This window comes from Pontibacillus halophilus JSM 076056 = DSM 19796 (assembly GCF_000425205.1).
In the GTDB taxonomy this organism is placed as follows: domain Bacteria; phylum Bacillota; class Bacilli; order Bacillales; family BH030062; genus Pontibacillus_A; species Pontibacillus_A halophilus.
Genome location: NZ_AULI01000005.1, coordinates 53,559 through 65,874 on the forward strand (window position 1 = coordinate 53,559; position 12,316 = coordinate 65,874).

12 protein-coding genes are annotated in these 12,316 nt (G+C 42.1%); all 12 read left to right on the plus strand.

The features are described from left to right. Positions 1-26: 26 nt before the first annotated feature. The 12 genes from mraY to sigG all read left to right on the plus strand — a co-directional run bounded on the left by mraY (position 27) and on the right by sigG (position 12,253). The gene (gene mraY, locus H513_RS0104680) at positions 27-983 is read left to right on the plus strand and encodes a phospho-N-acetylmuramoyl-pentapeptide-transferase (RefSeq protein ID WP_407946594.1); all 957 of its coding nucleotides are present in this window, start codon (positions 27-29) and stop codon (positions 981-983) included. Beyond that, positions 983-2,332 carry a UDP-N-acetylmuramoyl-L-alanine--D-glutamate ligase gene (gene murD, locus H513_RS0104685; protein WP_026799682.1) on the plus strand — a complete coding sequence of 450 codons (1,350 nt, stop codon included), beginning with the start codon at positions 983-985 and terminating at the stop codon, positions 2,330-2,332. Before mraY ends, murD begins: the two co-directional genes overlap by 1 nt. A 62-nt stretch (positions 2,333-2,394) precedes the next feature. After that, on the plus strand, positions 2,395-3,513 hold the full coding sequence (spoVE, locus tag H513_RS0104690; protein ID WP_026799683.1) for a stage V sporulation protein E: 1,119 nt from the start codon (positions 2,395-2,397) through the stop codon (positions 3,511-3,513). Between the two features lie 423 nt (positions 3,514-3,936). Beyond that, positions 3,937-4,716, plus strand: a complete 780-nt coding sequence (locus H513_RS0104695) for a cell division protein FtsQ/DivIB (RefSeq protein WP_026799684.1) — start codon at positions 3,937-3,939, stop codon at positions 4,714-4,716. A 7-nt stretch (positions 4,717-4,723) separates the two neighbouring features. Next, entirely contained in the window at positions 4,724-5,419 is a 696-nt protein-coding gene (locus H513_RS0104700) for a DUF881 domain-containing protein (protein ID WP_036769367.1), read from the plus strand. A gap of 6 nt (positions 5,420-5,425) precedes the next feature. Next, the gene (locus H513_RS0104705) at positions 5,426-6,142 is read left to right on the plus strand and encodes a DUF881 domain-containing protein (protein ID WP_026799686.1); all 717 of its coding nucleotides are present in this window, start codon (positions 5,426-5,428) and stop codon (positions 6,140-6,142) included. 1 nt (position 6,143) lies between these two features. Then, positions 6,144-6,503: a small basic family protein gene (locus tag H513_RS0104710; RefSeq protein ID WP_026799687.1), complete on the plus strand. Its 360-nt coding sequence runs from the start codon at positions 6,144-6,146 to the stop codon at positions 6,501-6,503. 166 nt (positions 6,504-6,669) lie between these two features. Beyond that, positions 6,670-7,968 (plus strand): cell division protein FtsA, encoded by a 1,299-nt coding sequence (gene ftsA, locus H513_RS0104715; protein ID WP_026799688.1) that lies wholly within the window; start codon positions 6,670-6,672, stop codon positions 7,966-7,968. Positions 7,969-8,044: 76 nt separating this feature from the next. Further along, positions 8,045-9,223: a cell division protein FtsZ gene (gene ftsZ, locus H513_RS0104720; protein ID WP_026799689.1), complete on the plus strand. Its 1,179-nt coding sequence runs from the start codon at positions 8,045-8,047 to the stop codon at positions 9,221-9,223. Positions 9,224-9,690: 467 nt separating this feature from the next. Beyond that, on the plus strand, positions 9,691-10,611 hold the full coding sequence (gene spoIIGA, locus H513_RS0104725) for a sigma-E processing peptidase SpoIIGA (RefSeq protein ID WP_026799690.1): 921 nt from the start codon (positions 9,691-9,693) through the stop codon (positions 10,609-10,611). 17 nt (positions 10,612-10,628) lie between these two features. Next, positions 10,629-11,348, plus strand: coding sequence for an RNA polymerase sporulation sigma factor SigE (gene sigE / locus H513_RS0104730; RefSeq protein WP_026799691.1), 720 nt, complete (start codon positions 10,629-10,631; stop codon positions 11,346-11,348). A 122-nt stretch (positions 11,349-11,470) separates the two neighbouring features. Then, a complete protein-coding gene (sigG, locus tag H513_RS0104735) occupies positions 11,471-12,253 on the plus strand; it encodes an RNA polymerase sporulation sigma factor SigG (RefSeq protein WP_026799692.1) in 783 nt (260 codons plus the stop codon). The last annotated feature ends 63 nt before the right edge of the window (positions 12,254-12,316 follow it).

The window sequence follows — 12,316 nt, forward strand, 5'->3', positions numbered from 1 at the left end:
TGAACGAACAAACATTACTCATCACCATGCTAGTAGCATTTCTCATTACCGTCCTTATTTCTCCGATAATGATTCCATTCTTACGTCGTTTGAAATTTGGACAAAGCATTCGTGATGAAGGACCGAAATCACACCAAAAGAAATCTGGTACACCAACAATGGGAGGCATGATGATCCTTGTATCTATTGCGATTACCACAATTGCAATGACATGGACATTCAATGCTGGGCAATTTAATTTTGAAGTCTTTATCCTTCTTTTCGTTACGATTGGATTTGGTTTAATTGGCTTCCTAGACGACTATATTAAAGTTGCAAAGAAACGTAACCTTGGACTGACGTCAAAGCAAAAGCTTGCTGCACAGTTTGTGATTGCTCTTATTACGTACATCATACTAGAACGGAACGGGTTTTCAACGTACATTGAAATTCCATTTACAAGCATTCAATTCGAACTTGGATGGGCATACGGAATTCTCATCCTACTTATGCTTGTAGGCTCTTCAAACGCAGTTAATTTAACAGATGGACTAGACGGCTTGTTGGCAGGAACATCAGCCATTGCATTCGGAGCCTTTGGTTTGTTGGCTTGGCATGGTCAGCCGCAATTTGAAGTATCTGTATTCGCTTTAGCGGTTGTCGGAGCAACGTTAGGTTTCTTAGTATTTAATGCCCATCCGGCTAAAGTCTTTGCAGGAGATACAGGGTCACTCGCGCTTGGCGGTGCTATTGCAACAGTGGCCATCTTAACGAAGCTTGAGATTCTCCTTGTCATTATTGGAGGGGTGTTCGTACTCGAGACACTATCTGTCATGATTCAGGTTATATCGTTTAAAACAACCGGAAAGCGGGTCTTCAAGATGAGTCCGCTCCACCATCACTATGAACTAATTGGATGGTCAGAATGGCGAGTTGTCACGACATTCTGGATGGTCGGACTCGTATTCGCTGCATTAGGAATTTATATCGAGGTGTGGATGTAGTGAACAGATTAAATCAGTTTCCGTATCAGCACGCATTAGTGCTTGGCCTTGCGAAATCAGGTCAAGCAGCAGCCGAAATCCTTCATTCGAATGGTGTACAGGTTCGAGTGAATGATCAAAAGCCGTTTGAAGAGAATGAACAGGCTCAATCGCTTCATGAACAAGGAATGGATGTCGTAACCGGAGCTCATCCACTATCTGTATTGGATGATGTTCAAGTGGTGGTTAAGAACCCGGGCATCCCTTACGACAATCCAATCGTGGTCGAGGCCGTTCATCGAGGCTTACCAATCCTTACAGAAGTGGAACTCGTCAATTACCTTCATGATGGCCCAATCGTAGCGATAACAGGGTCTAATGGGAAGACAACGACGACAACACTTGTCTATGAAATGTTGAAGCAAAGTGGGAAGAACGTCCACATTGCAGGGAACATTGGTCAAGTTGCGAGCAAAGTCGCTCTTCATACAGAGAAGGACGATATTCTCGTTATAGAGCTTTCTTCCTTCCAACTTCTCGGTACAGAGGCGTTTCATCCGACTGTTTCTGTGTTCTTAAATCTGTTTGAAGCGCACCTTGATTATCATAAGACCATGGAACATTATGGGGACTCAAAAGCGATGATCTTCCGTAACCAGACTGAAGAAGACTGGGTCGTCTACAATGAGGAAAACGAATACGTTCGAAAGTTGGCGAACAAGGCAAGAGCGAAGAAAGTTCCATTCTCAAGCGTGAATCCTATAAAGGATGGCGTTTGGGCGGATGACTTCCATATCTATGTACAAGATGAGCCTATTGTAGCTAAGGAACAAATTCTATTAGAAGGAACACACAACCTAGAGAATATTATGGCAGCAAGCCAAGCTGCAAAGTTAGTCGGGGCTACAAATGAAGGGATTCAACAAGTGTTAGCAACGTTTACGGGTGTTAAACACCGATTCCAGTTTGTATGTGAAATTGAAGGAAGAAGGTTCTTTAACGATTCTAAAGCAACCAATATTCTTGCAACGACAAAAGCATTAGCCGCCTTTCACACTCCTACCATCTTGCTTGCTGGAGGGTTAGACCGAGGCAATGAATTCGATGAACTCGCTCCTTATTTGAAACATGTAACTGCGATGGTTCTGTTCGGTGAAACCGCAGAAAAATTACAGCGTGTTGGCGAAGAGCAAGGAATAAAGACAATTGTACAAGTCGATAATGTTAAACAAGCAGCCGAAACGGCGTTTGACATCTCTGAAGAAGGAGACGTCATTCTACTTTCCCCAGCCTGTGCAAGCTGGGATCAGTATCGCACCTTTGAAGAACGTGGAGACATGTTTATGGATGCGGTGCATACATTGAAGTAGGGGGCTTGTTTAACTAAGAAGAAAGCCCCCCGCTTTGAACAGGCTCGAGGGGGGTTTTTTTTATGTTTTGGACAAGAAGTAAGCGAAATCCTAAAGAGGCGCCCGACCTAATCATGCTCATCGTCATCCTGAGTTTATTGCTCGTTGGCGTCATCATGGTGTACAGTGCGTCGGCGATTTGGGCAGATTATAAATTCGATGATTCCTTTTATTTCGCTAAACGTCAGCTGCTATTTGCGACAGTTGGGATTATGGCCATGTTCTTCTTTATGAATGTTCACTACCTTACGTGGAGAAACGTATCAAAGATCTTGTTAGTTGTCTGTTTTATTATGCTTATCGGGGTACTTATTCCTGGTGTCGGAATGGTGAGGGGCGGAGCTAGAAGTTGGATTGGAGTCGGTGCATTTAGTATTCAGCCTTCAGAATTTATGAAACTCGGGCTAATCATTTTCTTAGCGAAGTATTTAAGTGAGAAGCAACGGGTTATTACTTCATTTCGTAAAGGGTTCCTGCCCTCGTTATCGCTCGTATTTCTAGCGTTCGCAATCATTATGCTTCAGCCAGACTTAGGGACAGGCGTTGTGTTAGTGGGAACCTGTATGCTGATGATTTTCGTATCTGGAGCTCGTATTGCGCATTTCGTAGGATTAGGAGCACTCGGGCTTGTTGGATTTATTGCGTTAATTGCATCGGCACCTTATCGGATTAAACGTATTACAGCGTTCTTAAACCCATGGGAAGACCCTCTTGGAGCAGGGTTTCAAATCATTCAATCTCTCTATGCGATTGGTCCAGGTGGATTGATGGGGCTTGGACTTGGACAAAGCTTGCAGAAATTCTTCTACTTACCAGAACCGCAAACGGACTTTATCTTTGCTATTCTCGCAGAAGAATTAGGATTCATAGGGGGGACGTTCGTATTACTTCTCTTCTTCTTGCTCTTGTGGAGAGGAATTCGTGTAGCGTTAGCAGCCCCTGATATGTATGCAAGCTTATTAGCACTTGGCATTGTTGGCATGATTACCATTCAAGTCATGATTAACATCAGTGTCGTCATTGGGTTGATGCCAGTAACTGGAATCACCTTACCCTTCTTAAGTTATGGGGGCTCCTCTCTCACACTTATGCTCTGTTCGGTAGGGATTCTATTGAATATCAGTCGATATGCAAAATTATGATATTCTTTCTACCCGTCTTTGGACGGGTTTTTTTGTTGGTATTAAACATTTTGTAAACATAGTATCCCATTGTAGAAATTCCATGGTAAACTAGGTAGCATACAGGAGCGTATACAATCTTTTCGGTTGAACTGTAGCATTTCATGGAAATTAAACGGATTAGGTTTGATGCATGATTTAAGTGGGTAACTGACCATCGTTACCTCTTTGAATCGTGTTGTAACAACTAGCTTACATCTACCTCTGATATTCATTAAAACGTGTAATGTGGCAGGTATGTAAAATTATGTGGAACTTACGAATTCCACCATAAATGACCACGTCAAGCAAGTTCGAATATGGTATACTAGGTTTGTGTAGGACGGCATTGATTGAATGCCGTTTTCCTATGCAAATCATACGCCAGGTAGGAGTTTGTGATCCATGGCCGAAAAAAAGATTGTTTCCATTGAAGAGCGCATCCCTAAGCTGAAGGAAGCTAGAAAGAAGAAGGCAAATCGTCGATTGATTATCTATCTTTCTATCTTTTTCATTATGATTGCGTTAATTCTTTATTTGCAATCACCTCTGAGTCATGTCAAACAAGTGATTGTCAAAGGAAATTCAAACATCGAAACTGAAACGATTCAACAAAAGAGCGGAATTTCAAAGGATGATAACTTTTGGAACATTGACAAGAGTGCCATCGTTGCATCGGTCTCCAATCATCCTGAAGTGAAATCTGTTCAAGTAGACAAGCGGTTGCCGAACAAAGTCATCTTGACTGTAGACGAGTACAATCGGGTTGGGTACGTGAAGACAGAAGATGCGTATTATCCTATACTCGAAACTGGGCAAGAACTTTCGGATCAAGAAATGTCTATACCAAACGGGGATGCACCCCTACTTATTGGCTGGGACAAACGAACGTATTTAGAAGAGCTCACGAAAGAGCTTGTTCAATTACCTGCAAGTATTGCGAACAAAATTTCAGAAATACGTTGGACCCCAACCGAATCTAACCCATATAAGATTCATCTTTATATGAGTGATGGGTATGAAGTGGATGCATCCATTCGAAATTTCTCAAATAAAATGCGTTCCTATCCTTCCATCGTCGCACAATTAGATGAACAGGACCGAGGAATTATCCATATTGATGTTGGAGCCTACTTTGAGTCCTATGAAAATGGAGAGACCAAGGAAGTAGAGGAGGAAGAATAGGTTGAGAATGAACGGCAAACACGTCATTTTCTCCTTTGTTCTACTGGTTTCTGGCTTTCTTGTAACCTTTAGTTACCAACAAACGAAAGCGAATCCACAAGTTGTTCAACTTACTGATGGACAACTAGAACAAGATTACTACTACCGCAAACAATTAATTGAAGTTGAAGAGAAGAACAAAGAGTTGCGCGAAGAAGTCGCTGCTAAGCAAGAAGCGATACAAGGGAAAGAAGAAAATATTGGTGACCAAGCAACACTTGTACAAGATTACATTGATGAGAAACAGAAGCTACAAAAGCTAACTGGTGAAGTTGCTGTTGAAGGACAAGGTGTTGAGGTAGAGCTTCGAGATGCAGCTTATATCCCATCAGAAGAAAATGCCAATCAATACATTGTCCATGACAGCCACGTACATAAAGTCATCAATGAAATGCTTGCCTCAGGTGCTGAAGCAATTGCCATTAATGGACAGCGTATTTACCGAAATAGTTATATTGCTTGCACAGGTCCAGTCATTACGGTGGATGGGGTACAGCATCCAGCTCCATTTGTTATTACTGCCATTGGCGACCCTGATGTAATTGAACCAAGCTTAAACTTACAAAATGGGGTCGTCGACCAACTAGTTGAAGATCACGTCGAAGTATCCGTTCAAGTAAAGGGCAACGTGGCCATGAATGCAAAAGTATCGAATGAAGGATGAACTTAGATGTCACGTAATCGGTTGCCGTTAAGTATTGTATTAGCCATTTTTGGTTTTATGGTTGCGATTCAGTTCCAGTCAACACAGCAGCCAGACACTCGGGATACGAGAGACCTTTGGGAAATTCGTACAGCGCTACAAGATGAGCAGAGAACACAGCAAGAGCTGTATGAGAAACTCTCAGAACTCGATTCCTTACTAGCACAGTATGAAACTCAGAATGAAACCGAAAAAGTTGAAACGTTGAAAGACTCCATTGAACAGCTTAAGCAACAAGCTGGCTTAGAAGAAAGGGTAGGGGAGGGGTTGACACTTACGGTTGAACCGTGGACACAAATCATCGAAGAGAGCGACCAAACGCCCAATGTGTCACCGGATTTATTGCAACGACTCATTAATGAGTTGAACCGTTATGGTGCAACCGATATTGCGATAGGGGAGGAGCGCATTACAAGTCTTTCTCCAATCCGCAATGTAAATGGGTATACGTATGTAAACAATCGTCAGCTTTCTAGTTTACCTCTCACAGTTAAAGTACTTTCTGAGGACCCTGAGCGGTTGTTAAACTATATGGAAGTCAGCCCGGCAATCGATGAGTTTGCCATAGACAATCTGTTAATACAACTGTCATTGAAAAGCGATGTGAAATTGCCGGCTTATGAGCAACTATCAACTTTAAAGTACTTAAACGAGGTACAAACGAAAGAAACAGGTGAGTCTTAGCATGTGGTTACCCATACTTTTCTTATTGGTGGGCTTGTCGCTCGGGTTTTTATCCGACATTCGTGTGCCTGATGCCTACACCAACTATCTATCTATTGCTGTCTTGGCGGCTTTCGATACACTTCTTGGAGGTATACGCGCCCACTTAGAGAAGAAGTTCGATGATCAGGTCTTTGTGACTGGTTTTATCTTTAATGTGGGCTTAGCAGCATTGCTAGCCTTTTTAGGAGTTCAAATCGGAGTTGATTTATATTTGGCAGCAGTGTTTGCTTTTGGAGTCCGTCTGTTCCAAAACATTGCCGTAATTCGTAGGTATATGATTGACCGACTTCAATGGAGAAGGCAGAAAAAAATCAAGTGAAATAAAAGGATATTGCTTTTCTATTGTTGAATAGAGGTAGTAGTTAACCATGTCAAGTTATTTTGCTTATCACTACGTTCTTCCACCTTACAATAGATCCAGGAGAACGCGTGCATAACTAGAGGCTAAAGAAGAAATAGACGATGAATCAGGAGGTGCCTTGATTTTGAACAACAATGAAATACTTGTCAGCTTAGACATAGGTACATCGAAAATTAAAGTCATGATTGGTGAGGTCATGAATGATTCTTTAAATATAATCGGTGTTGGTACGGCTAAGTCGAAAGGAATAAAGAAAGGGGCCGTTGTGGATATTGACCAAACGGTTCAGTCCATCCGCTCAGCAGTTGAGCAGGCCGAACGCATGGTTGGAATGCAAATCAATCGTGTTGTTGTAGGGATTAATGGAAGTCACATTCAATTGCAACAATCTCACGGGGTAGTGGCTGTCCAAAGCGAAGACCGTGAAATTCGTAATGAAGACATTGGGCGAGTGATTGATGCAGCTCAAGTGATATCCATCCCACCAGAACGAGAAGTTGTGGACGTCATTCCACAAGAATTCATCGTTGATGGACAAGATGAAATCACCGACCCCCGCGGCATGATTGGCGTTCGACTTGAAATGGAAGGCACAATCATTACATGTTCTAAAACAATGTTACATAATTTGCTGAAATGCGTCGAACGTGCCGGATTAGAAGTACTTGACATATGCTTGCAGCCACTCGCAACAGGCTCTGTTGCCTTATCTGAGGATGAGAAATATTTAGGTGTCGCGCTTGTAGACATTGGTGGAGGCAGCACCACAGTTTCCATTTTCGAAGGTGGTATTCTAATTGGAACATCCGTCATTCCATTAGGCGGGGATAACATTACGAAAGATTTATCCATTGGGATGCGTACATCTACGGAAGAAGCAGAAGATGTAAAGGTTAACCATGGACATGCTTTCTTCGATGATGCTCAAGAAGAAGAGAGTTTTGAAGTCACGATAATCGGAAGTGACCGTAAACAAGCATTTAACCAGCTACAAATATCTGATATGATTGAAGCACGTTTAGAAGAAATATATGCCTACGTAGAAAAAGAAATCCGTCGCCTTGGATTTAAAGAGCTACCTGGAGGTTATGTGCTGACTGGTGGCATGATGAATATGCCTGGCGTGCTGGAACTCGCTCATGATGTCTTCCAAGCGAATGTCCGAGTAGCAATTCCAGACTATATTGGAGTACGTGAGCCCCAATACACATCAGGGGTTGGCATACTTAAGTTCGCATACCGTAATGCGAAAATACAGGGCAAACAACTGTTTGACGCTGTGACCATCGAAGACCAAGACGAGGTCCCAGTACAAAAGAAACAGAAAAAAGTGCAACAGCCGCAACAAACGGAGAAAGAAAGCAAACCGAAGAAACAAAAAGAATCAAAAATGGCGAACCTATTAAAGTATTTCTTAGATTAATAAGGGCGTTCCCTTGTACGACATAGGAATAGATGTCTAGAAACTCGTAATCTTGCAAAACTGGGAGGAACGGAAAATGTTAGAATTTGAGACGAACATGGATTCATTAGCAACGATTAAAGTAATCGGTTGCGGCGGAGGCGGAAGCAACGCAGTTAACCGAATGATTGAACACGGTGTTCAAGGTGTTGAATTTATCGCCGTAAATACAGATGCTCAAGCGTTAAACTTATCTAAAGCAGAAGTTAAAATGCAAATTGGCGAGAAGCTTACTCGCGGTTTAGGAGCAGGCGCCAACCCAGAAGTAGGTCGCAAAGCGGCTGAAGAAAGTAAAGAACAGATTGAAGAAGCATTACAAGGTGCTGACATGGTCTTTGTTACAGCTGGAATGGGTGGAGGAACTGGTACGGGTGCTGCCCCTGTTATCGCTCAAGTTGCGAAAGAGCTTGGCGCATTAACAGTTGGTGTAGTGACTCGTCCATTCACATTTGAAGGCCGTAAGCGTTCAACTCAGGCTCACGGTGGAATTGACGCTCTTAAGAACAACGTTGATACACTGATTGTGATTCCTAACGATCGCCTACTTGAGATTGTGGATAAGAATACACCAATGCTTGAAGCATTCCGTGAAGCGGATAACGTACTTCGTCAGGGTGTTCAAGGTATCTCTGACCTAATCGCAGTACCAGGATTAATCAACGTTGACTTTGCCGATGTGAAGACGATTATGGCAGACAAAGGTTCCGCGCTAATGGGAATTGGAATCGCAACGGGTGAAAGTCGTTCAGCAGAAGCTGCGAAAAAGGCCATCTCATCTCCATTGCTTGAAACATCCATTGATGGTGCACATGGAGTCTTGATGAACATTACAGGTGGCGCTAACTTGAGCCTTTATGAAGTTCAGGAAGCAGCGGACATTGTTACTTCAGCTGCAGATCAAGAAGTAAACGTAATATTCGGTTCCGTCATTAATGAGAACTTAAAAGATGAGATTGTTGTAACCGTAATTGCGACTGGCTTTGAAGAAAGTCAACTGCAAGGTGGGAACCAAGGGAAAGCTCGTCCGAGCATTAGCCAGCCATCAGAAGGACAAGCCGAGCGTAAACGTCCAGAACCTACTCGTCGTGAGCAACGTGAACGTGAACGTGAGCGTGAAGCACCGGCACAACAACAGCAGCAACAACAACAACGTTCGAATGACGAAGATACGCTCGATATTCCGACATTCTTACGTAATCGCAATCGCCGTCGATAATAACGGACAAGTGCTCCTCTTTACAGAGGGGCATTTTTTTATGATTTTTATGCGACAAAACTTGTTAGGATATACAAAAATAAGTTCTATCTGCAAAACATAATCTGACAGACTTCTGTTTCTATCTTCGCTATACTAACTTCCATCAGGATGTTTCCATGCATCTTTGCCAGAGCCTCAACTGAATCATTTATTTCGTTAAAGTAGAAAGAAGAATTTGTGGGTGGTATGTCTCTATCTGAATTTAGACTGAACTGGATCATCACGACAGTCATTTGAAGCTTAGGCTTTGTTAACAGTAAGAATTAAAAAGTAAGAACTGATGCAAGGATAGAAGCGGTCAGAAATGGGAAAGTACGTGTTTCTTGGCCATCGTCCTTTCTGTAATGCTCCTCCTACTATAAGTTATCGTAAGACGTGAACAGAGCCATTACTTAAGAGAATGCCAAAGAGAGAGGGAGGAAATTGTGACCATCTACCTGGATGCTGTTTGGCTGTTAAACTTCTTTCTAGATTGGATGATCTTGATGCTGACGCAGTACATAGCGAAGTCAACAAGCAAGAGTTATCGATTAGCGCTTGCTGCAGCTTTTGCTTCCATGCTCGTTCCAATCACACTCTTTTATCCTCAATCCATCGTTACTCATCCAATCGGGAAAGTGCTCTTTTCCATTGTTATTCTGCTCATCGCCTTTGGATTCAAGAATAGTAGAAGGTTTTCTAGGTTATTTTTGCTATTCTACTTTGTCTCCTTCGCACTTGGGGGTAGCTTATTCGGAATTTATTATTTTCTTAACCAACAGATTCAATTGTCAGGTGGCGTTGTGTTAACGTATCAGACCGGGTTCGGGGATGGGGTTAGCTGGCTGTTCGTATTCCTAGGATTTCCGGTTGTCTGGTGGTTCACGAAGCGTCGAGTGGACAACCTTGTTACAGAGAAGCTGAAATACGATGAAATGCTCCAAGTCACAATTAGCCTAAACAAAGAGGAACGAACAACCACATCCTTAGTAGATAGTGGCAATCAGCTTGTCGACCCCATTACGAAACGGCCAATTGTAATCTGTGATAAGCCTTTCTTATCCCAGTGGTTCACCGATGACGAATGGGAGAGTCTTCAACAGAGTCAGGAAGATTTAGCGTTTGAGCGACTACCAGAAGAATGGCAACATGCCGTTCGTCTAATCCCTTATCAAGGGGTTTCAGGTCAGAAAGATTTTATGCTCGCATTAAAGCCTGATTATGTGCTTGTGCATACAGAAGATAAACAGTTGAAGATTGAAAGAGTATTAATCGGCATTCAATTTAGTCAACTTTCCAATGATCAAAGTTATCAATGCTTACTGCACCCTCATCTGCTAAAAACATTAGCGGTTCATTCTGCCTAAACTGAAGGAGGATGTTAATGACGAAGCTTAGACTGAAAATTCAATTATGGTGGTACCGACTACTATTTAAACTTGGATGGAAGACAGACGAAATTTACTATATAGGAGGAAATGAGGCTCTCCCGCCTCCTTTAACAAAAGAAGAAGAACAGGAGCTGTTGAAGAAACTTCCAAAAGGAGATAAAGCCGCCCGAGCAATGTTGATTGAACGGAATCTTCGTCTCGTTGTCTATATTGCAAGGAAATTTGAGAATACAGGGATTAATATTGAAGACTTAATTTCTATCGGGACAATTGGCCTAATTAAAGCAGTGAATACGTTTAATCCTGAGAAGAAAATAAAGCTTGCTACTTATGCTTCGCGATGTATTGAGAATGAAATCCTCATGTATCTAAGACGAAATAATAAAATTCGGAGTGAAGTGTCCTTTGATGAACCCCTAAATATTGATTGGGACGGAAATGAACTGTTGTTGTCTGATGTATTAGGGACAGAGGAAGACATCATCACGAAAGACCTAGAAGCAAGAGTCGATAAACGCCTACTTAAGAAAGCGTTGGAGCAACTGAATGACCGAGAAAAACAAATCATGGAGCTTCGATTCGGTTTAATTGGAGAGGAAGAGAAGACGCAAAAAGATGTGGCTGATATGCTTGGCATCTCCCAATCCTACATCTCAAGACTCGAGAAGAAGATCATTAAACGATTGAAAAAAGAATTTAATAAAATGGTGTAATGCCTTATGTCTGTAAAGAGAAAGCTCATCCGTGAGCTTTCTCTTTTCTTGCGTCTGCATAAAATTCCCTCTCGCGGAGAAACTGTTCTTTGACAGCATCTCCACTAGAGGGGGGTTAAGATATGACTCGACATAAAGTAGAAATATGTGGTGTCGACACATCCAAATTACCTGTACTTAAAAACAAAGAAATGAGAGAACTATTCAAGCAAATGCAAGATGAAGGAGATATTACAGCTCGAGAGAAGCTTGTGAATGGGAATCTTCGTCTTGTATTAAGCGTCATTCAACGTTTTAACAATCGCGGTGAATATGTGGACGACCTCTTTCAAGTCGGCTGTATCGGACTAATGAAGTCGATTGATAACTTTGACTTGGGTCAGAATGTTAAGTTCTCAACGTATGCAGTTCCTATGATTATTGGTGAAATTAGAAGATACCTTCGAGATAATAATCCGATTCGTGTATCAAGATCATTAAGAGATATTGCATACAAGGCTTTACAAGTAAGAGAGAAGCTGATGAGTAAGACCTCAAGAGAACCAACGCCAGTCGAGATTGCTGAAGAAATGGGGGTTCCCCATTCTGATATCGTCTTTGCTCTCGATGCGATTCAAGACCCAGTTTCGTTGTTTGAACCGATTTACAACGACGGGGGAGACCCAATTTTCGTCATGGATCAATTAAGTGATGACCGTAACAAAGATTCCATCTGGATAGATGAAATCGCGCTTAAAGAAGGGATGCGTCGATTAAACGAACGGGAGAAATCAATCTTAAATAAACGATTTTTCCAAGGGAAGACACAAATGGAAGTTGCTGATGAGATAGGAATTTCTCAAGCGCAAGTATCTCGTCTTGAAAAAGCAGCCATTCAGGAAATGAATAAGCAAATGTATGATTAAATAAGGGAGTCAGACCTAGTGTAAATGGTCTGGCTTCTTTCCTTTTTCTCGTTAATGTTTAGA

Coding starts and splice junctions, on each gene's coding strand:
- sigG (WP_026799692.1), top strand. CDS start 11,471: ATGACTCGACATAAAGTAGAAATATGTGGTGTCGACACATCCAAATTA.
- spoVE (WP_026799683.1), top strand. CDS start 2,395: ATGTTTTGGACAAGAAGTAAGCGAAATCCTAAAGAGGCGCCCGACCTA.
- mraY (WP_407946594.1), top strand. CDS start 27: ATGCTAGTAGCATTTCTCATTACCGTCCTTATTTCTCCGATAATGATT.
- ftsZ (WP_026799689.1), top strand. CDS start 8,045: ATGTTAGAATTTGAGACGAACATGGATTCATTAGCAACGATTAAAGTA.
- H513_RS0104695 (WP_026799684.1), top strand. CDS start 3,937: ATGGCCGAAAAAAAGATTGTTTCCATTGAAGAGCGCATCCCTAAGCTG.
- H513_RS0104705 (WP_026799686.1), top strand. CDS start 5,426: ATGTCACGTAATCGGTTGCCGTTAAGTATTGTATTAGCCATTTTTGGT.
- H513_RS0104700 (WP_036769367.1), top strand. CDS start 4,724: ATGAACGGCAAACACGTCATTTTCTCCTTTGTTCTACTGGTTTCTGGC.
- H513_RS0104710 (WP_026799687.1), top strand. CDS start 6,144: ATGTGGTTACCCATACTTTTCTTATTGGTGGGCTTGTCGCTCGGGTTT.
- sigE (WP_026799691.1), top strand. CDS start 10,629: ATGACGAAGCTTAGACTGAAAATTCAATTATGGTGGTACCGACTACTA.